The following is a 20,812-nucleotide window of genomic DNA, read 5'->3' as shown; positions in this document are numbered from 1 at the left end:
ATGATAAGAGACCAGGGAGAGCCCCTCATGCGCGCTGCCATCTACGCCCGTTACTCCTCCGACCTGCAGTCGGCCGCCTCCCTCGAGGACCAGATCCGCCTCTGCCGCACACACGCGAGCCGCGCCGGCTGGGAGGTGACGCAGGTCTTCGAGGACCGGGCGCTCTCCGGCGGTTCGGGGCTGCGCCCCGGCTACCAGCGCCTGCTTGGGGCGGTGCTCGCGGGCGAGATCGACGTGGTCGTGGCCGAGGCGCTCGATCGCCTGAGCCGCGACCAGGAGGACATCGCCGCCCTCTTCAAGCGCCTGCGCTTCCTCGGCGTGAAGCTCGTCACGCTGAGCGAGGGCGAGGTGGGCGATCTGCACATCGGCCTCAAGGGTGCGATGAACGCCCTCTACCTCCAGGACCTCGCCCAGAAGACCCGCCGCGGGCTCGAGGGCCGGGTGCGGGCGGGCCGCTCCGGCGGCGGGCTCTGCTACGGCTACCGCGTGGTGGCTGGAGACGAGCGCGGGCAGCGCGAGATCCAGCCTGAGGAGGCCCGGGTGGTGCGGCGCATCTTTGAGGCCTTCGCCAACGGGCAGTCACCCAAGGCCATCGCGCGCAGCCTCAACATGGAGCGCGTCCCTGGCCCTCGTGGTCAGCTCTGGCGCGACACCACCATCCGCGGCCACCGGGGCCGCGGAACGGGGGTGCTCAACAACGAGTTGTATGTCGGCCGCCTGATCTGGAACCGGCAGCGCTTCGTCAAGGACCCCCGGACGGGCAAGCGCGTGGCCCGCCCCAACCCGCCTGAGGCCTGGGTGGTCGAGGAGGTGCCTCACCTCAGGATCATCGACGAGGCGCTCTGGGAGCGGGTCAAGGCCCGCCAGGCCCAGATCGACGCCAGCCCCAAGGTGCGCGCCATGAAGGAGAACCGCTTCTGGGAGCACCGGCGGCCCGTGCATCTCCTGACCGGCCTCGTCCAGTGCGGCTGCTGCGGGGGCAATTACATCTCAGCGGGCAGCGACTACCTGGCCTGCGGCAACGCTCGCAAGCTCGACCAGTGCGCGCAGCGCAAGGCGATCCGCCGCTCGGTCCTGGAGGACCTCGTCCTCGACCTCGTGCGCCAGGGGCTGATGCAGCCCGAGATGGTGAAGGCCTTTGTCGCGGCCTACACCCAGGAGATCAACGCCGGGCGCGCGGAGGCCGAGGCCGAGCGGGCGCGCCAAGGGCGGGAGCTCACCAGCCTCACGGCCAAGATCGAGGGCCTCTACGACGCCATCGCCGAGGGCTTCCGCAGCCCGGGCCTGCTGGCGAAGCTCGAGGGCCTGGAAGCCGAGAAGCGCGCGCTGGAGCAAGCCCTCGCCGAGCCCGCGCCCCCGCCGGTGCGGCTGCATCCCAACCTGGCCGAGCTCTACCGCGCCAAGGTGGAACACCTGCGCGAGGCGCTCGCCCATCCCGCGATCCGCGACGAGGCACTGGGCCTCTTGCGCGGGCTGATCACCCGAGTCGTCGTGCAGCGGGACGCAAGCGGCGGCTGGGACGTGGACCTTGAGGGTCAGACCGCGGCGCTCGTCGCGCTCGGGCTCAGAACGCGCAACGCCCCCGGCGAGGCACAGCTCGATCCGGGGGCGCTGAGTTCGGCGAAAGTGGTTGCGGGGGCAGGATTTGAACCTACGAGGAGCCGAATGCCGAGGCGGCGATCAAGTTCGTCGCGCGTTTTTATGAAAGTGACGGGACGACCCACTCATACCCTTACCCAAGCTAAGCTTCGCGGTGCTGGCCATCCACGCAACTTTGGTATCAGACATTCCATGCTCCTAAGAAAACTGACGGTGATCGGGGGACCTTGTTAGGCAATCTTAAACGGGTAATTCTACCCTCGGATCTCATAGTACCAGCGAGTTGATCCGAACTGTCACACAACCGGCCGGAGTGCCGAAAATTCCTCTGCGAATCAGGTATTTAGGTTAGGAAGCAAGTGGGGTGCGACTCCTAGCGCCCCAGCCAGAACACAGATTAGAGCCGAAGTGGATGGCGGTCCGTAAGGACTGCTGCCGGCCTGTGGCTCGGGCCGTCCGACGGATCGCCAGAAGCAAGGCCGCGCGGACCAAGCAGGAGGCCTCCCCTAGGTCAAGATTGCCGAACCCGCCGCGCGCCCTAGGATTCCGACAAAGTCCGGCCCGACGTCGGACGGTCGGGACGATCACGGGCCGGAGCGCGATGGACAGGGAGCTGGTCGAGTTTATCCAGGACTCGTTCGGATCGGTATGGTCTCTCGAGATTCTCCTGGCCCTCCATCGGGAGCCCGGGCGCGACTGGCAGCCCGAACAGATCATCGACGAGCTCAGGTCGAGCCAGGCCGTGGTCCGCAAGGGCCTCGAGGAGCTCCTCGCCGCCGGGCTGATCCTGGTCGAGGACAGCGGCAGCGTCCGCTACGGTCCCTCCTCCCCGCGCCAGGACGAGATCATCCGGCAGCTCGCCGAGACCTACCGCGTCAAGCCGGGACCCGTGAGGCGCCTGATCGTCCAGGGCCCCTCCGAGAAGCTGCGCACCTTCTCCGACGCGTTCCGGATCATCAAGGATTGAAGGCCATGGGCGCCCTTCCCGTCGCGATCTACATCCTCTGCCTGCTGGCGGCGGCGCTCTGCACCTGGCTCCTGCTGAGGGGCTGGAGGCGCAGCGGCACCCGGCTCCTGCTCTGGTGCGGCCTGTGCTTCGGCTTCCTGTCGCTCAACAGCCTGGTGATCCTCCTCGACATCGCGATCTTCCCTGCCCGCGACCTGCAGCTCCTCCGCCACGGCGCCTCGCTCCTCGCGGTGGGCACGCTGCTGGTGGGCCTGATCTGGGAAGGGGAGTAGGCGATGTTCGAGTTCACCTCCGGCCTCATCGCCATGGGCTTCCTGGTCGCCGGCCTCGTGTTCCTCCGCTACTGGCGACGGACGCGGGACGGGCTCTTCGCCGCCTTCGCGGCGGCCTTCGCGCTCCTCTCGCTCAACCAGACGCTCCTCGCCTTCTCCCGCGTGCCGCTGGAGGAGCGCAGCCCCCTTTACCTTCTCCGGCTGGCCGCCTTCGCGATCATCATCGCCGCCATCCTGGCCAAGAACGTCTCCGGCCCCCGCCGCTGACCCGGCCGCGTCAGCGGCTCGCGGCCCGACGTGGCGCGGCGGAGCCCTGTTCCAGCCCGTTGACGATCGCCTCGACCAGCGCCTCGGGCGGGAAGGGCTTCTTGAGCAGGACCACGTCGCCGGGGCGGTCCTCGATGGCCGAGGCATCCGCGTAGCCGCTCACCATCACCGCTGGCCAGTCCGGGCGGTGGTTCCGGGCGAAGCGGATGACATCGAGGCCCGACACCAGCGGCATCGCGAAATCGGTCACGATCACGTCGAAGCGGTCGGGCTCCCGCTCGATCAGGCTGAGCGCCTCGGCGCCGCCGGCCGCGGTGGCGACGGCGAAGCCGTGCTCGCGCAGCATGGTCGCGGTGAGTTCCCGCAGGGTCGCGCTGTCATCGACCAGAAGGACCTCGGGCCGCGAGCCGGAGGCCCCGGGCTCCCTTGCCTTGACGGCGGCCCTCCACCCGGAGGGCGCGTCGGCGACGGGCAGCGAACGGGAGCGGGGCAGCCACAGCTCCACCCGCGTGCCCCGGCCCGGCTCGCTGTCGATCCGGAGCGTCCCGCCCGACTGGCGGGCAAAGCCGTAGGCCATGCTGAGGCCGAGCCCCGTGCCCTTGCCGACCTCCTTGGTGGTGAAGAAGGGCTCCAGCACCCGGGCCAGGATCTCGGGCCCCATGCCGGTCCCCGAATCCTCCACCGCGATCACGACGTAGTCCCCCGCCGCAAGGTCTCCGGCGCCCGCCCCCACTTCGGCGTTCTCGGCGGAGAGGCCGATCGTGCCGCCCTGGGGCATCGCATCACGGGCGTTGATGACGAGGTTCATCATCGCGAGCTCGAGCTGGCTCCGGTCGGCATGGGCCGGCCACACCTCGTCCCCGAGCCGCCACTGCAGCCGGACAAGCCCCCCCAGCACGGGGCCGATCAGCCCCTCCAGGGCCTGGGCGAGCGCAGGGATGTGGACCGCCGAGGGGCGAAGCTGCTGCCGCCGCGAGAAGGCCAGCATCCGGTCGATGAGATCCGCACCCTGCTGGGCCGCGTGGCGGGTCATGTCGAGGATCGGGCGCACGCTCTCGGGCAGCTCGGCCCGCCGCTCCAGCAGCGCGAGGCCGCTCAGCACCGAGGCGAGCAGGTTGTTGAAGTCATGGGCAATCCCGCCGGTGAGCTGGCCCACCGTCTCCATCTTGCGGGCCTGCGCGAGCTGCTCCTCCAGATGCCGGTGCTCGGTGATGTCGAGCAGCGTGCCGAACAGCGCGGGCGGCTGGCCCTCCTCCGGCGGCGCGATCACGCCCTGGTCCAGGAACACCTTCCAGCTCCCGTCGGCGGCCTGCCAGCGGTATTCGCAGCTATAGACGCCGGCCGCCGCGGCCTCCTGATGCGCGGCCTCGACGCGCGTTCGGTCCTCCGGATGGATCCGGCTGAACCCGAAGTCCGGCTCGGACGTGAACCTCTGGGGCGAGAAGCCCGTCATCGCCTCGACGCTGTCGCTGACGAAGAGAGCCGGATGCGGATGCTCCACCCCGCGCGAATGGAACACGACCGGCAGCGCCCGCAGCATCGCCTCCTGCCGAAGCCGGCTCGCGTCGAGCTTCGCCTCGGCCTCCAGCTTCTCGGCCTGGGCCCTGAGCGCGGCCTCGAGGAGCCTCTGCTCGCGGGCGGCCGTCTCCTGCACCTCGCGCGTCTTCTCGTAGAGGTCGACGAAGACCGATACCTTGGAGCGAAGGACCAGCGTGTCGAAAGGCTTGAAGACGTAGTCCACCGCCCCCGCGTCGTAGCCCTGCAGCAGGTGGGCCTCATCCTTGTTGATCGCCGACAGGAAGATGATCGGCGTGCGCCGCGACTGCTCGCGCTGGCGGATCAGGGTGGCCGTCTCGTAGCCGTCCATGTCCGGCATCAGTACATCGAGCAGGATCACCGCGAACTCGTCGCGAAGGAGGCAGCGCAGCGCCTCGGTCCCGGACCGCGCGCAGACCACCTCCCCCACGGAGTCCAGCACCTCGCAGACGGCCAGCAGGTTCCGCTCGTCGTCGTCCACCGCCAGGATGCGAGGGCGCGGCCGCACCAGGGGCACGGCCGCGTCGTCCGGGCGCAACGCCGTCGGATGGTCGGTCCGGATCATGCCGGCACCGGCTGGGCCGCGGCCGCCCCGTCGGCGCCGCGACGGCCGCGTGACCGGCCGATCCACACGCGCAGCAGCGCGAGCAGCAGGTCGAGGTCGACCGGCTTGGCGATGTAGTCCGAGGCCCCGGCGTCGAGGCACTTGGCGCGGTCGCCCTTCATCGCCTTGGCAGTCACCGAGATCAGCGGCAGGTCCCGCAACTGCGGCCGCCGGCGAATCTCGCGCATGGTCTCGTAGCCGTCCATGTCCGGCATCATGATGTCGATCAGCGCCGCATCCACGTCGGACGTGGACTCGAGGATGCGGATGCCCTCCTGCCCCCGCTCGGCGTGCAGCACCTCGATCCCCAGGGTCTCGAGGACGCTGGTCAGCGAGAAGATGTTGCGGATGTCGTCGTCGACGATCAGCACCTTGGCGCCCTTGAGGTCGGCGGCGTCGGCCGGAGCCTCCGCCGGATCGGCCGGGCCGCCTGCCAGGAGCGAGGCGACGACCTGCCCGAGTTGCGAGGCGGTCTGGGCCCGCCCCTCAACGGCGAGGCCCGGCCGCGCGGCCCTGGCCTGCTCGATCGCGTCGGCCGTCTCCCCGAAGAGCACGATCCGCCCCGACCCGATGGCCTCCAGGAGCTTCCGGTTCTCCTCCGCCCCTCGGCCGAGGGCCACGACGACGAGGTCGTGCGGCTCCGCCTCCTTCCCCGGCGGTGCGGCGGCGGCCGTCACCGTGGTGATGCCGTCGCGGAGCGCACCCACGATGGACAAGCGCCGGTCGGCGTCGGCATCCACCACGAGGACGCTGCGCTGGGCGCGCGGCCCCTTGTCCCGCATCTCCTCGAAGATGCGGCTCAGCGCCTCGGGCTCGACGGGCTTGGTCCAGACGCTGGCGGCCCCCTTGGCCGTCAGGGTCGCGTTCTGCTCGCTCCCCGAGACGACGTGGATCGGGATGTGCCGCGTCTTGGGATCGTGGCGCAGCAGGTCGAAGAGCACCCAGCCATCGATGTCCGACAGCCCCAGGTCCAGCGTGATCGCGTCCGGCACGAGCCTGCGTGCGAGCGCCAGCGTCCCCGCCCCTGCGGTCGAGAGCACCGCCCTGAGCCCGACCTCGCGCGCGAGACGCATGAGGATCGCGCCGAAGGTCGGATCGTCCTCCACGATCATCACCACCCGGTCGTTGGGGCCGATGCTCTCGCGGTCATCGGTCACCTCCGCCCCCGCCGAGGCACCGTCCGCCGGGACCGCCTCCCGGGGCAGCGACGGGCCGTTCGCCGCCGGCGCCCGCAGCGGGATCGTCAGCGTGAAGCGCGAACCCTTGCCCGGCGCGCTCTCGACGCTCAGCTCGCCGCCGAGCAGGCGCGCGATCTCGCGGCTGATCGACAGGCCCAGGCCCGTGCCGCCGTATTTCCGGCTGGTCGTGCCGTCCGCCTGCTGGAAGGCCTCGAAGATCAGCTTCTGCTTGTCCATCGGGATGCCGATGCCGGTGTCCGTCACCGCGATGGCGAGGGACGGCCCGCGCCGCTTGACGCCGCCGCTCGACGCCGTGCCCACGAGGGAGATGTCGAGCGTGACCTGCCCCTCCGAGGTGAACTTGAAGGCGTTGGACAGCAGGTTCAGCACGACCTGCTGGAGGCGCTTCTCGTCGGTGCGGATGGTCTCCGGCAGGGCGGGATCGACATGGATGGCGAAGCCGAGCCCCTTGTCCGCCGCGAGCTGCCGGAAGGTGCGCTCCATGTGCTGCTTCATCTGCGCGACCGGCATCTCGCCCAGCTCGATGGTGACGGTCCCGGATTCGATCTTCGACAGGTCGAGGATGTCGTTGATGAGCGACAGGAGGTCCGTGCCCGCCGAGTTGATCGTGCGGGCGAACTCCACCTGCTTCTCGTCGAGGTTGCCCTTCTGGTTGCTCGCGAGCAGCTTCGACAGGATCAGGAGCGAGTTGAGCGGCGTCCGGAGCTCATGGCTCATGTTGGCCAGGAACTCGGACTTGTACTTGGAGGTGAGCGCGAGCTGCTCGGCCTTCTCCTCCAGCGCCCGCCGCGCCATCTCGATCTCTAGGTTCTTGTTCTCCACCTGCTTCTTCTCGTTCTCGAGAAGCTGCGCCTTCTCCTGAAGCTCCTCGTTGGTGGCGTGGAGCTCGCCCTGCTTGGTGGTGAGCTCGGACTGCCGCGCCTGCAGCTCGGCCGTCAGGAGCTGCGACTGCTTGAGGAGGCCCTCGGTCCGCATCGTGGCGGCGATGGTGTTGAGCACGATCCCCACCGACTCCATGAGCTGGTTGAGGAAGCTCTGGTGCGTGTCGCTGAACTCCCCGAAGGAGGCGAGCTCGATTACCGCCTTCACGTCGTCCTCGAAAAGCGCCGGCAGGATGATGACGGAGGCCGGCCGCGCCTCGCCCAATCCGCTGGAGATGCGGACGAAGTCCGGCGGAACGTTGTTGAGGACGATCACCCGCTTGTCGGCCGCCGCCTGCCCGATCAGCCCCTCGCGCGGCTCGATGCGGGTCCTCATGTTGGCGGGGCTGTCCGCGCCGTAGGAGGCGGCGAGATCGAGGTAGAACCTCTCCTCCTCGCGCGTGGTGACGTAGAAGACCCCGTATTGCGCGTTCACCAGCGGCGCGAGCTCGGACATGATGAGCCGCGACACCGTGCTGAGGTCCCGCTCGCCCTGCAGCATCCGCGAGAACCGCGCGAGGTTGGTCTTGAGCCAGTCCTGCTCGGCGTTCTTGAGCGTCTGATCCTTCAGGTTGCGGATCATCTCGTTGATGTTGTCCTTGAGCGCCGCCATCTCGCCCGAGGCCTCCACGGCGATGGAGCGGGAGAGGTCGCCCTTGGTCACGGCGGTCGCCACGTCGGCGATGGAGCGGACCTGGCTCGTCAGGTTCGCGGCCATGGCGTTCACGTTGTCGGTCAGGTCACGCCAGAGGCCCGCCGCGCCCGGCACCCGTGCCTGCCCGCCGAGCTTGCCCTCGACGCCCACCTCGCGCGCCACGTTGGTCACCTGGTCCGCGAAGGTCGCGAGCGTCTCGATCATGCCGTTGATGGTGTCGGCCAGCGCCGCGATCTCGCCCTTGGCGTCCACCGCGAGCTTGCGCTTGAGGTTCCCCTGCGCCACGGCGGTCACCACCTCGGCGATGCCCCGCACCTGGTTGGTCAGGTTGGTCGCCATCAGGTTCACGTTGTCGGTGAGGTCCTTCCAGGTCCCCGCGACGCCCTCCACGCGGGCCTGACCGCCAAGCTTTCCTTCCGTCCCCACCTCCCGCGCCACGCGGGTCACCTCGCCCGCGAAGCTGTTGAGCTGGTCCACCATGGTGTTGATCGTGGACTTCAGCTCGAGGATCTCGCCCTTCACGTCCACCGTGATCTTCTTCGACAGGTCGCCCGCGCCACGGCGGTCGTCACCTCCGCGATGTTCCGCACCTGCCCGGTCAGGTTGCGCCATCGCGTTCACGTTGTCGGTGAGGTCCTTCCAGGTCCCCGCGACACCCCGCACCTGCGCCTGACCGCCGAGCTTGCCCTTCGGTGCCCACCTCCCGCGCCACGCGGGTCACCTCGGACGCGAACGAGTTGAGCTGGTCCACCATGGTGTTGATGGTGTCCTTCAGTTCCAGGATCTCCCCGCACGTCCACCGTGATCTTCTTCGACAGGTCGCCCAGCGCCACGGCGGTCGTCACCTCCGCGATGTTCCGCACCTGCCCGGTCAGGTTGCCCGCCATCGCGTTCACGTTGTCGGTGAGGTCCTTCCAGGTCCCCGCGACCCCGCGCACCTGCGCCTGCCCGCCAAGCTTGCCCTCGGTCCCGACCTCGCGCGCCACGCGGGTCACCTCGCCCGCGAAGCTGTTGAGCTGGTCCACCATGGTGTTGATGACGTCCTTGATCTGCAGGATCTCGCCCTGCACATCGACGGTGATCTTCTGGGTAAGGTCGCCCGTGGCGATGGCCGTCGCCACCTTGGACACGTCGCGGAGCTGCACCGTCAGGTTGCCCGCCATGGCGTTCACGTTGTCGGTCAGGTCCTTCCAGGTTCCCGCGACGCCCTCCACATGGGCCTGCCCGCCGAGCTTCCCTTCCGAGCCGACCTCCCGCGCCACCCGCGTCACCTCGGAGGCGAAGGAGTTCAACTGGTCCACCATCGTGTTGATGGTGTTCTTCAGTTCGAGAATTTCCCCCTTCACGTCCACGGTGATCTTCTTGGACAGGTCGCCCCGTGCCACCGCCGTCGTCACTTCGGCAATGTTCCGAACCTGCCCCGTCAGGTTCGCCGCCATCAGGTTCACGTTGTCGGTAAGGTCCTTCCAGGTCCCGCCCACGCCGCGCACCTGCGCCTGCCCGCCGAGCTTGCCCTCGGTGCCCACCTCCCGCGCCACCCGCGTGACCTCGGAGGCGAAGGTGTTGAGCTGGTCCACCATGGTGTTGATGGTGTTCTTCAGCTCGAGGATTTCTCCCTTCACGTCCACCGTGATCTTCTTCGACAGGTCGCCCGAGGCCACCGCCGTCGTCACCTCGGCGATGTTCCGCACCTGCCCCGTCAGGTTGCCGGCCATCGCGTTCACGTTGTCGGTGAGGTCCTTCCAGGTTCCGGCGACCCCGCGCACCTGCGCCTGCCCGCCGAGCTTGCCCTCGGTCCCGACCTCGCGGGCCACGCGGGTCACCTCGGACGCGAACGAGTTGAGCTGGTCCACCATCGTGTTGATGGTGTCCTTCAGTTCCAGGATCTCCCCTTTCACGTCCACCGTGATCTTCTTGGACAGGTCGCCAAGCGCCACCGCCGTCGTCACCTCGGCGATGTTCCGCACCTGGCCCGTCAGGTTCGCGGCCATCAGGTTCACGTTGTCGGTGAGGTCCGCCCAGGTGCCGCCCACGCCCTCCACGCGCGCCTGCCCGCCCAGCTTCTCTTCGGTCCCCACCTCCCGCGCCACACGAGTCACCTCGGAGGCGAAGGAGTTCAACTGGTCCACCATCGTGTTGATGGTGTTCTTGAGCTCCAGGATCTCGCCTTTCACGTCCACGGTGATCTTCTTGGAGAGGTCGCCCGAGGCCACCGCCGTGGTCACCTCCGCGATGTTCCGCACCTGGCTCGTGAGGTTCGTCGCCATCGCGTTCACGTTGTCGGTGAGGTCCTTCCAGGTCCCCGCGACGCCCTCCACACGGGCCTGCCCGCCCAGCTTCCCCTCGGTCCCCACCTCCCGCGCCACCCGCGTCACCTCCGAGGCGAAGCTCGCGAGCTGGTCCACCATGGTGTTCACGATCTTGCCGATCCGCAGGAACTCGCCCCTAAGCGGCCGGCCGTCGATCTCCACCATCATCTGCTGGGACAGGTCGCCCTTGGCCACCGCGCCGATTACCCGCGCCACCTCGGCCGTGGGCTGCACCATGTCCTCGATCAGCTCGTTGACCGACCGGATGCTCGACTCCCAGCCGCCCGTCGCCCCGTGGACGTTCCCGCGCTCGCCGATCCGGCCGTCCTTGCCCACGACGCGGGAGAGCCGCTCGAACTCCTTCGTCAGGAGCTCGTTCATCTCCACGATCTCGTTGAAGGTCTCGGCGATGTCCGCGTCGACCCCTTCGAGCGTCATGGGAAGCCGCACCGAGAAGTCGCCCCGGCGGAAGGCGCGCAGCGCCATGAGGATGTGGCGGCGGTCCAACTGGTCCCGCACTTCGATATTCATGAGAAACGGCTCCGAAAATCCGAGCGGCTGAACGCGCGGCCTACCGATGACTCCGGTCGTATCGCAAGTGAGTAGCTCAGTTCAGAGTCCCCTGGATCACCGGCCGCGAGTTGCAGTGACCCGATACCCAACGTCGGCAGAGATGATCGGGTTCCCGGGCGCGGATGGCCCCGAACATCAACCCCACCGCATCCTGCCGCGAGGCTGGCACCCGTCAGTCCGAGCGCCTTTCGTCTCGCGCTCAGGACAAGACGGCCTCCGCCTCGATCTCGACGCGGAAGTCGCCGATCAGGTCGCCCACGACGAAGGTCGTGTTCGCTGGCGGAGACGTCGCGAAGCACCGACCATGAGCCCGCGCAGCGGCATCGACGTCTGTGGCCTCGCGCAGGTACAGCCGGGTCCGCAGGATGTCCTCGGGCCGTCCGCCCAAGGCGCGCACCGCAGCGGCGATCTTGTCCAGGATGTAGGTGGTCTGCGCGCCAGCATCCGACGGGGCGACGACGCGGTCGCGGCCGTGCGTGGCGGTGGTGCCGGAGACGAGGATGCGGTCGCGGTCACGGACGGCGCGGCAGTAGCCGGCCAGCGGCTCCCATTCCGAGCCGGAGAAGGCGCGGGCGCGGCCAGGGCGGTCGGGATCGGGGACGACGGACATGGCCGAGGGGATCTCGGCCAGGTGGTGGCTGAGGTCGCCCGAGGCGGTGAGGAAGGGGGGCTGCCGATACTCGTCGCCGCAGTCGCCGGGGATGGGGCGGGTGGCGGCGAAGGCCTCGGAGAGCATCGCGTGGTCCTCGTCGTCGAGGCGCAGGTCGAAGAGGGCGAGGTTGTCGGCGCGGTGCTCGGATTCGCCCAGCCGCGCGCCGACGATGGCCGCGGCGACGGAGTCGTGGTCGAGGACCCAGCGGGTCGCCACGTTGGAGATCGAGGCGCCGTGACGCCGGGCCACGCGGTCGGTGGCGCGGAGGATGGCCTGGAGCGCCTCCCATCCCCCGGCGGCGTCCACGAAGCGGAGGTACTTCATCTTGCTCCAGTCCCGCACGGCCTCGGGGCGCGGCTTGTCCAGCCAGCGCTCGGAGAGGAGGCCGCCGCAGAGGGTGCCGTAGGCGAGGAGGCGCACGCCCCGCTCGCGGCAGAGCGTCGTGAGCGGACCGGCGGCGCGGCGGTCGATCAGGGAGAAGGAGACCTGGTTGGAGGCGATGGGGATGCCGTCCGAGAGGGCGAGCGCGAGGTGGGCGGCGTCGAAGTTGGTGACGCCGATGGCGCCGACGAGCCCCTCCTGCCGCAGGGCCTCGATCTCGCGGAGGGCGTCGAGCCAGGCGGGGTGCTCGAAGCTCCACCAGTGGAACTGGAGGAGGTCCACCCTGGCGACGCCGAGTCGGTCGAGGCGCTCCCGCACGCCGGCTCGCACGACCTCGGGGGTCATGGGGCCGGGGGCCGGGCACCACTTGGTGAAGGCGAGCGGGCGGTCGGGGCCGTCCCAGCGGCGCAGCATCTCGCCCGCGATGAGCTCGGCGCTGCCGTAGTGGTCGGCCATGTCGAAGGCGTCGAAGCCCGCGCGGGCGTAGGCGGAAAGCTGGGCGGCGGCGGCGGGGATGTCGGTGGGGGTCCCGTCCTTCTCCTGGTCCGCGACCTGCCAGAGGCCGGTGAGGAGGCGGGGGATGGAGAGGCCGGCGAGGGTAGTGCGGTCGGGGCGCATGGGGGAGCCTTGGATCAGGGGCGGCCGAGGTGGCGGGGGACGGCGCGGCGCTCGGGCAGGAGGCCCTGCGGGCGCCAGAGGAGGACGGCGCAAAGGATCACGCCGATGGCGACGAGCTGGAGCGAGGAGGCTCGGGCCTGCTCTCCGGCCGGGACGAGGTGGGCGATGAGCGCGGCGGTGGCGGCCCAGATCGCCCAGACGACCACCGCGCCGAGGATCGCGCCCCGGTTGTTGCCCGAGCCGCCGAGGATCAGCATGGCCCAGACCTGGAAGGTGAGCGCGGGGAGGTAGTTCGCGGGGGCGATGAAGCCGATGAAATGGGCCTGCACCGCGCCCGCGAGGGCCATGACCATGCCGCCGAGGACGAAGGCCTCGAGCCGCAGCCTCAGGGGGGACTTGCCGAGGGATTCGGCGGCGGTCTCGTCCTCGCGCACGGCCCTCAGGGCGCGGCCCCAGGGGCTTTGGGCGAGGCGTTCGAGGGCGAGGTAGAGGATCAGGACCAGCGCCACGGTGAGGGCGAGGTTCAGCGCCGCGAAGGGGAGCGCCTGGCGCTGGAGGCCGCCGAAGGGGCGGGGGATGAAGCCGATACCGAAGGCGCCGCCGGTGAGGGGCTCGGCGTTCTGGAAGACGAGTTGCAGGGCGACGGCGACGCCGAAGGTGGCGATGGCGAGGTAGTCGGAGCGGAGGCGGATCGTCAGCGCGCCGACGAGGAGGGCCAGTACCCCGCCCGCGAGCGCCGCGCCGACCCACCCGGCGGCGATGGGGAGGCCGAGGCCGCCCAGGCGGCCGGGGGCCTCGGGCGTCGTCAGGATAGCGGAGACATAGGCGCCGAGGCCCACGAAGGCCGCGACGCCCACGTTGAAGAGGCCGGTCTGCCCCCACTGGACGTTGAGGCCCAGGCAGATGGTCGCGTAGGTCATGGCGACCGTGAGGAAGAAGGCGGCGTAGGCGAGGAGTTCCATCGTCAGGCGCCCCGCCCGAAGAGGCCCGAGGGGCGCAGGATCAGCACCGCCACCAGCACCACGAAGGCCGCCGCCGCGCGCCATTCGGCACCGAGGAGCTGGACGGCCAGCGCCTCGGACAGGCCGATGACGAGGCCGCCGACCATGGCGCCGGGGATGGAGCCGATGCCGCCCAGGATCGTCGCGGCGAAAAGCGGCAGCAGGAGGTCGAAGCCCATCGTCGGGCGGATCTGCACGAGGAGGCCGGACATCACCCCGGCCACGCAGGCGAGGCCCGCGCCGATGATCCAGGTCACGCGGACGACGCGAGCCACGTCGAGGCCGTAGACGGCGGCGAGCGCGGGGTTCTCGCTGACCGCGCGCATGGCACGGCCCGTGGCGGTGCGGGTGACGAGGAGGTGGAGCGCGAGAACGAGCACCGCCGTGAGGCCGAGGACGAGGAGCTGGTCGGGCGTCGCGCGCATCCCGAGGCCCAGAGGCCGGGCGATCTGAAGCTCGTGCGTGAAGTAGGCGGGGGCGGAGGTGTAGATGAACTCGAGGCCCGCGCGGAGCGCCATGGAGGCGCCGAAGCCCGCCATCACGAGGATGATGGCATCGGCCCCCCTCGCCCGCAGCCGCGCGAAGAGCACGGCGTCGAGGGCGAGGGCGAGGAGGACCGTCAGCGCCATCCCGGCGAGGAGGGCGACAGGGAGGGTCCAGCCGAAGCTGAAGGGGGCGAGCGGCGTCGCGGGGGCGAGCCCGGCGAGGAGGCCGGCGATGGCGCTCGCGACGGTCAGCGTCAGGTAGGCGCCCCAGGCAATGAGGTCACCCTGCGTGAAGTTGGCGAAGCGCAGGATCGAGTAGGTGAGCGAGAGGCCGATGGCGCCGAGGCCGATGGTGGTCCCGGCGACCAGCCCGTTGACGAGAAGCTGCGGCGTCATGCGGCGCGCGCCCCGAGGAAGAGCTGCCCGAGGAGCGGGTTGCCGACGAGTTCGGCGGCGGGCGCGTCGTGGGCGAGGCGGCCGTCCACCAGCACCACGGCGCGGTCCGCCAGCGCCAGGGCGGCGCGGACGTTCTGCTCCACGAGGACGAGGGTCACGCCGCCCTGGGCGATGCGGCGGAGGGAGTCGAAGACCTGCGCGACCAGCTTAGGGGAGAGGCCGGCCGAGGGCTCGTCGAGGATGAGGACGCGGGGCTCCGACAGCAGAGCGCGCGCGGCGGCGAGCATCTGGCGCTGGCCGCCGGAGAGGGAGCCCGCGAGCGCCTCGGGCCGGGCGGCGAGGTCGGGGAACATGGCGAGCATCGCGGCCACCCGCGCGGCGCGGGCGGAGCGGGGGAGGAGCTCGGCGGCGATCTGGAGGTTCTCGCGGATGGAGAGGCGGGTGAACACGTTCTCGGTCTGCGGGACGAAGCCCAGGCCCGCGCGGGCGAGGGCGTGGGCCGGGGCGCGGGTCACGTCGCGGCCCGAGAGGCGCACCTCCCCGCTGAAGATGGGGACCATGCCGGCGACGGCGCGGATCAGGGTGGACTTGCCCGCGCCGTTGGGGCCGAGGATCGTGAGGACCTGCCCCTCGGGTACGTCGAGGGTGACGTCCTTCACGATGGGGAGGTCGGGGTCGTAGCCCGCCACGAAGTCGCGCAGGGTGAGGGCGGTCATGCGGGCATCCCTTCGAGATAGACCTCGATCACGTCCGCGCGGGCCGTGACCTCGGACGGCGGCCCTTCGGCAAGGAGGCGGCCCGCGGCCATGACGATCACGCGGGGGCAGAGGCGGGCCACGAGCTCCATGTTGTGCTCGATCAGGAGGACGGCGACGCCCCGGGCGTTGATGGCCTGGATGCGGTCGGCGATGAGGTCGAGGAGCGCGGGGTTCACGCCGGCGCCGGGCTCGTCGAGGAGGATGACGCGCGGCTCGGCCATCAGGACGCGGGCGAGTTCAAGGAGCTTGCGCTGGCCGCCGGAAAGGACGGAGGCGGGCTCGCCCTCCAACTGGGACAGCGACACGAAGTCGAGGATCTCGCGGGCGCGGGCGGCATGGGCGCGCTCCTCTGACCGGACGCGGGCGGGGCGGAGGAGGGCGGCCAAGGCGGATTCGCCGGTCTGGGCCTGGGCGGCGGTCATGACGTTCTCCAGCACCGTCATGCGCGCGAAGGGGCGGGCGATCTGGAAGCTGCGGCCGAGCCCGGCGCGGAGGCGCGCGCGGGGGGGCTGAGCGGTCACGTCGCGGCCCACCAGCAGGATCGCGCCGCCGTCGGGGCGGACCGCGCCCGCGAGAAGGTTGAAGAGAGTCGTCTTGCCCGCGCCGTTCGGGCCGATGAGGCCCAGCATCCCGCCGGGAGGGAGGTCGAGCGACAGGTCGGAGACGACGCGGTTGCCGCCATAGGACTTGGACAGCCCTCGGGCCGAGAGGACGGGCGCGGCTTCCTGCCCGGCGGATCTGTCCATGCTCTCCCCGAATGTGATCAGTGATCGTTTGCGGTTTACATGACCATGGCGATGCGGTTGAGTAAAGCGGGTTGTCGGAGGGACCGCATGGACGCGGGCGGGACGGCGGGGGGACTGGGCGCGCTGGCGGCCGTGGGCCGCGAGACGGTGCAGGACCGCGTCTATGCCCAACTCCGCGAGAGCCTGATCCACGGGACATTCGACGCGGGCGAGACCTTCCCGGCGGCCGAGGTGGCGCAGAGGCTGGGCGTCAGCTCCATGCCCGTGCGGGAGGCGCTGGCCCGGCTGGTGTCGGAGCGGGCGCTGGAGACGACGCCGGGGCGCCGCGTCCGCGTGCCGGGTCTGTCGCGGGCGCGGGCGCGGGACCTGAGGCGGGCGCGGCTGCTGATCGAGGGAGACCTCGCGCGGCGCGCGCTGCCGAACCTGACGGCGGCGGACCTCGACGGGCTGGAGCGGCTGACGCGGGACTATGAGGCGGCGACGGACCTGCGGGCGCTCGCTCGGCTCAACCACGGGTTCCATTTCGGGCTCTACGCGCGGGCGGGATCGACGGTGCTGCTGCCGATGGTGGAGAGCCTCTGGATGCAGGCCGGGCCCTATGTGCGGGCGGCGCAGCGGCTGCATTCGCCGCTGACCGACCCCTCAGCCACGCTGCACCACCGGGGCATCCTGCAGGCCGCGCGGACGGGGGACGAGGGCGCGATGCTGCGGGAGCTGGAGGCCGACGTGGCGCGGACCTTCGCCATCCTGGAGCGGACGGGCGACGGGGTCTGGGACGACTCGGAGGGGGCGGCGGCATGAGCGACGACGGCTTCGAGCTCTGGGACCTGCGGGTCGAGGTGGTGGCGCCCGAGGGGGCGAGGCTCTGGTGCGGGGCGAAGGTCGGCGACTGGTTCGAGCTCAGGGGCGAGATGCTGCACCTGCCGCCTGGGCAGGGGATCTCGATCTACTCGCTCGCCTCGGTGCTGCCGCTGCTCGCCGCCAAGCAGCGGGCGAACCACCCGAACGACTGGATGGAGAGCGACGCCGAGGTCGCCTGCCCGGACCCCAACTGCCCGTCCCGGCTGCGGATCACCCGCATCGGGCGTCGCCGATTCTCGCACGCGGCCGCGACCGCCGTGCCCCTGCCTACGGAGCCCCGCTGATGCAGTATGCCGACCTCGCCCCCGGGCACCGCATCTCGCGCGTCATCAAGGGGGGATGGCAGCTCGCCGGGGGGCATGGGGCCATCGACCGGGCCGAGGGCCTGGAGGACATGGTGGCCTTCGCGGACGCCGGGATCGTCACCTTCGACTGCGCCGACATCTATACGGGCGTCGAGGAGATGATCGGGGCCTTCCGCGCCCAGTACCTGAAGCTTCGGGGCGCGGAGGCGTTCGCGCGGGTGAAGGTGCACACGAAGTACGTGCCGGACCTCGGGGACCTTTCGACTCTGACCCGTGCGGACGTGGCGCGGGCCATCGACCGGTCGCGCCAGCGGCTCGGGGTGGAGCGGCTGGACCTCGTGCAGTTCCACTGGTGGGACCATGCGGTCGACCGCTCGACCGAGGTGGCGCTGTGGCTGGCGGAGCTGCGGCGGGAGGGCCGAATCGCCAATGTCGGCGGGACCAACTTCGACGCCGCGCGGACGCGGGAGATGGTCCGGGCGGGGGTGCCGCTGGCATCGATGCAGGTGCAGTATTCGCTGATCGACGACCGGCCTTCGCGGGCGCTGGCGCAGGTGGCGGCGGAGACAGGGATGTCGCTCCTCTGCTACGGGACGGTGGCGGGGGGGCTGTTCTCGGAGCGGTGGCTGGGCGCACCGGAGCCCGAGGCGCCCTTCGAGAACCGCTCGCTTCCGAAATACAAGCTGATCGTGGACGAATGGGGCGGCTGGGCGCTGTTCCAGGAGCTTCTGGCCGTGCTGGACCAGGTGGCGCGGCGGCTCGGGTCCGACGTCGCCTCGGTGGCGAGCCGGCTGGTGCTGGACCGGCCGGGCGTGGCGGCGGTGATCGTGGGGGCGCGGTCGCGGGCGCATCTGGAGCGGAACCTCGCGATCCCCGACCTCGACGTGGGCGAGGCCGAGCGGACCGAGATCGCGGCGGTGCTGGCGCACGGGCGGTCCGTCCCCGGCGAGGTCTACGAGTTGGAGCGCGACCGCACCGGGCGGCACGGGCGCATCATGAAATACGAGCTGAACCGGGTCGAGGGATGACGGAGCTGGAGGCCCTCGCGCTGGAGGAGGTGGCGGAGCGCCACCGCTTCTTCGTGGACTGGTTCACGGGCCGGGGACCGGAGATGGCGCTGGAGGAGTGCGCCCGCGCCTTCGCCCCGGACTTCCGCCGGATCGGACCCGACGCGCGCGAGCAGGCGGCCGATGAGGTCGTGGCCATGCTGCGCGCCGCACGGGGGCGCCGGGGCGCGGGCTTCGTCATCCGGGTGGTGCCGCGCGCGACGCGGGACCTGGGCGGTGGCCTCGCCCTCGTGGTCTATGACGAATTGCAGGAGGATGGGGCGGAACGGACCGCGCGGCGGGCCTCGGCCCTGTTCGCAGCGGACCCCTCCGCGCCGGGCGGCGTCGTCTGGCGCCACCTTCAGGAGACCTGGATCGACCCGGCGCCGGGCGCGCCGCCGGGCTGAGACATAAGCGCCAACCCACAGGCCGCGACCAGACGGCCGACCCAGCACGGAGACCCCTATGAGACGTTCCGCTTCCCTCCTCGCCCTGGCGCTCGCCGCCGGATTCGGCCAGGCCGCCTTCGCCCAGGATTGCGAGGTCACGGTCGGCCTCGTCATGGAGCTGACCGGGCCCGCTGGCGCCTACGGGCAGGCCGGGGCCAAGGCCGTCGAGATGGCCTTCCACGACCTCAACGAGGCCGGGGGCGTGCTGGGCTGCCAGCTCGTCCCCGACACGCGCGACAGCCAGAGCCAAGGCAACGTCGCGGTGGACCAGGCGCGGCAGCTCGTGGACATCGGGCAGGTGCCGGTCATCATCGGGGGGATCATCTCCTCGGTGTCGATCCCGATCCTGACCTCGGTCACGGCGCCTGCGGGCGTGGTTCAGGTCTCGCCTGCCTCCTCCTCGCCGACGCTGACGCAGATGGCCAAGGACGGGCAGACGGGGGCTGTACTTCTTCCGCACCATCACCTCGGACGCGCTGCAGGGCGTGGCGGCGGCGAAATACGCGGTGGATTCGGGGCTGACCAACCTCGCCATCATCCAGGTGAACAACGACTTCGGCGTGAACATGGAGCGCGAGTTCGCCGACGCCTTCCAGAAGCTCGGCGGCACCATCACCTCGGTCACGTCCTACAACGAGAGCCAGCCCAGCTACGACGCCGAGGTGACGGCGGCGATGGCGGGCGACCCGCAGGCGCTCTACCTCATCAGCTATCCGGTGGACGGGGCGACCATCGCGCGGACCTGGATCAGCCAGGGCGGGCCGCAGAAGTTCCTGCTGAACGACGGCATGAACTCCTCGGACTTCATCGAGGCGGTGGGGGCGCAATACCTGAACGACGCCTACGGCACCTCCTCGGGGACCACGGAGACGGACTCGACGAAGTACTTCAACGACAACTTCGCGGCCTTCTCCGAGGGGATCGAGCCCTCGGCTCCGGCGGCGGACCGGTCCTATGACGCGGGCGCCATCGTGGGCCTCGCCATCGCCAAGGCCGGGAAGGCCGAGCCGGACGCGATACGCGATGCCATCCGGCAGGTGACCGACCCCGCGGGCGAGCCGATCCATGCAGGTCCGGAGGAGTTCAGACGGGCGCTGGCGCTGATCGCGGAGGGCAAGCCCATCCGCTACGAGAGGGTGATCGGGCCGGTGATCTTCGACCAGTATGGCGACATCAGCGGGCCGTTTCGGCTGTGGCGCATCCAGGACGGGCAGGTGACGACGACGGGCGAGATGACGGCGGATCAGGTCGCCGCCATCGGCGCGGGGTCGAACTGAGGGGCGGGTTGCCGCATCAGTTCTGGGCGGGGGCGGCGACGGCCGGCCTCGCCCCGGCATCGGCGGCCAGGGTGAGGCCGCCGGCCGCCAACATGAAGAGCGCGAGCACCACGCCGAAGCCGCGCGCCACGGACGGCACCGCCGCGAGCCCGAGGTAGCGCGACAGGACCACGCGCGCCTTGAGCCACGCGAAGAGGAGGATCGCGGTCGGGGCGGTCCAGCCGGCGGCGCCGAGCCCTGGAAGGAGGAGGGCCGCCGCCGCCGAGAGGGCGGTGAGCGCGAGCAGGGTCGTCCAGGCTTTCGTCAGCATCGGCGTCACCGCAGCAGGTATATGATGGGGAACAGGATCACCCAGACGAGGTCCACCATGTGCCAGAACTGCGCCCCGTCCTCGACCTGATCGGCGCGGGCACGGATCGCGACCAGGGCCATGATGATGACCCCGGCGATGACGTGGGCCGCGTGGAAGCCGGTGAGCAGCCAGTAGAAGGTGAAGAAGGGGTGCGTCTCGGGGTCCCGAGGCCCCGGGCGATGGCGTCGGCGTATTCGCGGCCCTTGAGGACGAGGAACACGATCCCGAGGAGCCCGGCCAGCGCGAGGTTGAGGCGCGTGGGGCCGACCCGCCCGGCCTGCGCCTCGCGCGTCGCGCGGGCGGCGAGCCAGCCGGAAGTGACGAGGACGACGGTATTGATCGAGGCCGAGACACGGTGGAGCTGGTCCTGCGCCGCCGCGAAGCCCGAGGGATCGCCCAGCCGGACGACGAGGAAGGCCAGGAGGCCCGCGCCGAAGACCGCGAGCTCGCTGACGATCAGGACCCAGATCAGGAGGTCGCCGGGGAGATCCTCCAGCACCGAGCGGGGCGGGGCGTGATCCTGGGTGGTCATGCGGGGGTCTCCGGGCAAGGGAGGGGGAGGCCGCGCCCCGGGCGGGGGCGGC

General features: G+C 70.7%; 19 protein-coding genes and 1 pseudogene. 10 read left to right on the top strand and 10 right to left on the bottom strand.

The window, feature by feature from the left end; all coding sequences use genetic code 11:
* Nucleotides 1-27: 27 nt before the first annotated feature.
* From RUMESO_RS11505 to RUMESO_RS11490, 4 genes are all read left to right on the top strand, one after another.
* Nucleotides 28-1,833 (top strand): recombinase family protein, encoded by a 1,806-nt coding sequence (locus RUMESO_RS11505; protein WP_082483887.1) that lies wholly within the window; start codon nucleotides 28-30, stop codon nucleotides 1,831-1,833.
* A gap of 367 nt (nucleotides 1,834-2,200) precedes the next feature.
* The gene (locus RUMESO_RS11500) at nucleotides 2,201-2,566 is read left to right on the top strand and encodes a helix-turn-helix transcriptional regulator (protein ID WP_037280288.1); all 366 of its coding nucleotides are present in this window, start codon (nucleotides 2,201-2,203) and stop codon (nucleotides 2,564-2,566) included.
* Nucleotides 2,567-2,571: 5 nt separating this feature from the next.
* Nucleotides 2,572-2,838 carry a DUF5985 family protein gene (locus RUMESO_RS11495; RefSeq protein WP_037280287.1) on the top strand — a complete coding sequence of 89 codons (267 nt, stop codon included), beginning with the start codon at nucleotides 2,572-2,574 and terminating at the stop codon, nucleotides 2,836-2,838.
* A gap of 3 nt (nucleotides 2,839-2,841) precedes the next feature.
* On the top strand, nucleotides 2,842-3,105 hold the full coding sequence (locus RUMESO_RS11490; RefSeq protein ID WP_037280286.1) for a DUF5985 family protein: 264 nt from the start codon (nucleotides 2,842-2,844) through the stop codon (nucleotides 3,103-3,105).
* A gap of 10 nt (nucleotides 3,106-3,115) precedes the next feature.
* On the opposite strand, the gene RUMESO_RS11485 is transcribed toward RUMESO_RS11490, so the two are convergent.
* The 8 genes from RUMESO_RS11485 to RUMESO_RS11455 all read right to left on the bottom strand — a co-directional run bounded on the left by RUMESO_RS11485 (nucleotide 3,116) and on the right by RUMESO_RS11455 (nucleotide 15,938).
* Nucleotides 3,116-5,206: a response regulator gene (locus RUMESO_RS11485; RefSeq protein WP_051521262.1), complete on the bottom strand. Its 2,091-nt coding sequence runs from the start codon at nucleotides 5,204-5,206 to the stop codon at nucleotides 3,116-3,118.
* Nucleotides 5,203-8,682 carry a hybrid sensor histidine kinase/response regulator gene (locus RUMESO_RS26395; protein WP_211262867.1) on the bottom strand — a complete coding sequence of 1,160 codons (3,480 nt, stop codon included), beginning with the start codon at nucleotides 8,680-8,682 and terminating at the stop codon, nucleotides 5,203-5,205. The genes RUMESO_RS11485 and RUMESO_RS26395 overlap by 4 nt, the downstream gene beginning before the upstream one ends.
* On the bottom strand, nucleotides 8,637-10,859 hold the full coding sequence (locus RUMESO_RS26390) for a HAMP domain-containing protein (RefSeq protein ID WP_211262866.1): 2,223 nt from the start codon (nucleotides 10,857-10,859) through the stop codon (nucleotides 8,637-8,639). The genes RUMESO_RS26395 and RUMESO_RS26390 overlap by 46 nt, the downstream gene beginning before the upstream one ends.
* A gap of 241 nt (nucleotides 10,860-11,100) precedes the next feature.
* Nucleotides 11,101-12,552: an aldo/keto reductase gene (locus RUMESO_RS11475; protein WP_037280285.1), complete on the bottom strand. Its 1,452-nt coding sequence runs from the start codon at nucleotides 12,550-12,552 to the stop codon at nucleotides 11,101-11,103.
* A 14-nt stretch (nucleotides 12,553-12,566) separates the two neighbouring features.
* On the bottom strand, nucleotides 12,567-13,514 hold the full coding sequence (locus RUMESO_RS11470) for a branched-chain amino acid ABC transporter permease (protein ID WP_037280284.1): 948 nt from the start codon (nucleotides 13,512-13,514) through the stop codon (nucleotides 12,567-12,569).
* A 2-nt stretch (nucleotides 13,515-13,516) separates the two neighbouring features.
* Nucleotides 13,517-14,434 carry a branched-chain amino acid ABC transporter permease gene (locus RUMESO_RS11465; RefSeq protein WP_037280283.1) on the bottom strand — a complete coding sequence of 306 codons (918 nt, stop codon included), beginning with the start codon at nucleotides 14,432-14,434 and terminating at the stop codon, nucleotides 13,517-13,519.
* Nucleotides 14,431-15,150, bottom strand: coding sequence for a branched-chain amino acid ABC transporter ATP-binding protein (locus RUMESO_RS11460; protein WP_037280282.1), 720 nt, complete (start codon nucleotides 15,148-15,150; stop codon nucleotides 14,431-14,433). The genes RUMESO_RS11465 and RUMESO_RS11460 overlap by 4 nt, the downstream gene beginning before the upstream one ends.
* A complete protein-coding gene (locus RUMESO_RS11455) occupies nucleotides 15,147-15,938 on the bottom strand; it encodes an ABC transporter ATP-binding protein (protein WP_037280281.1) in 792 nt (263 codons plus the stop codon). Before RUMESO_RS11455 ends, RUMESO_RS11460 begins: the two co-directional genes overlap by 4 nt.
* A gap of 87 nt (nucleotides 15,939-16,025) precedes the next feature.
* On the opposite strand from RUMESO_RS11455, the gene RUMESO_RS11450 reads away from it, so the two are divergent.
* The 6 genes and pseudogenes from RUMESO_RS11450 (at nucleotide 16,026) to RUMESO_RS26380 (ending at nucleotide 19,876) form a co-directional block, all read left to right on the top strand.
* Nucleotides 16,026-16,739: a GntR family transcriptional regulator gene (locus tag RUMESO_RS11450; protein WP_051521257.1), complete on the top strand. Its 714-nt coding sequence runs from the start codon at nucleotides 16,026-16,028 to the stop codon at nucleotides 16,737-16,739.
* Nucleotides 16,736-17,083, top strand: coding sequence for a TIGR04076 family protein (locus tag RUMESO_RS11445; RefSeq protein ID WP_037280279.1), 348 nt, complete (start codon nucleotides 16,736-16,738; stop codon nucleotides 17,081-17,083). The genes RUMESO_RS11450 and RUMESO_RS11445 overlap by 4 nt, the downstream gene beginning before the upstream one ends.
* Nucleotides 17,083-18,132 (top strand): aldo/keto reductase, encoded by a 1,050-nt coding sequence (locus RUMESO_RS11440; RefSeq protein WP_037280278.1) that lies wholly within the window; start codon nucleotides 17,083-17,085, stop codon nucleotides 18,130-18,132. Before RUMESO_RS11445 ends, RUMESO_RS11440 begins: the two co-directional genes overlap by 1 nt.
* Nucleotides 18,129-18,557, top strand: coding sequence for a hypothetical protein (locus RUMESO_RS11435; protein ID WP_037280277.1), 429 nt, complete (start codon nucleotides 18,129-18,131; stop codon nucleotides 18,555-18,557). Before RUMESO_RS11440 ends, RUMESO_RS11435 begins: the two co-directional genes overlap by 4 nt.
* Before the next feature lie 58 nt (nucleotides 18,558-18,615).
* Nucleotides 18,616-18,966 (top strand): annotated as a pseudogene (locus tag RUMESO_RS28535) (ABC transporter substrate-binding protein); the annotation flags it as partial.
* Nucleotides 18,967-19,042: 76 nt separating this feature from the next.
* Entirely contained in the window at nucleotides 19,043-19,876 is an 834-nt protein-coding gene (locus tag RUMESO_RS26380; RefSeq protein WP_281177559.1) for an ABC transporter substrate-binding protein, read from the top strand.
* Between the two features lie 16 nt (nucleotides 19,877-19,892).
* On the opposite strand, the gene RUMESO_RS11425 is transcribed toward RUMESO_RS26380, so the two are convergent.
* Both RUMESO_RS11425 and RUMESO_RS11420 read right to left on the bottom strand, forming a co-directional pair.
* A complete protein-coding gene (locus RUMESO_RS11425; protein WP_037280276.1) occupies nucleotides 19,893-20,186 on the bottom strand; it encodes a hypothetical protein in 294 nt (97 codons plus the stop codon).
* 37 nt (nucleotides 20,187-20,223) lie between these two features.
* Nucleotides 20,224-20,760 (bottom strand): cytochrome c oxidase subunit 3, encoded by a 537-nt coding sequence (locus RUMESO_RS11420; RefSeq protein WP_342670766.1) that lies wholly within the window; start codon nucleotides 20,758-20,760, stop codon nucleotides 20,224-20,226.
* Nucleotides 20,761-20,812: the final 52 nt, after the last annotated feature.

It is taken from the genome of Rubellimicrobium mesophilum DSM 19309 (assembly GCF_000600335.2).
In the GTDB taxonomy this organism is placed as follows: domain Bacteria; phylum Pseudomonadota; class Alphaproteobacteria; order Rhodobacterales; family Rhodobacteraceae; genus Rubellimicrobium; species Rubellimicrobium mesophilum.
Note: the sequence above shows the minus strand (reverse complement) of the source record. Positions and strands in the feature narration are given on the sequence as shown.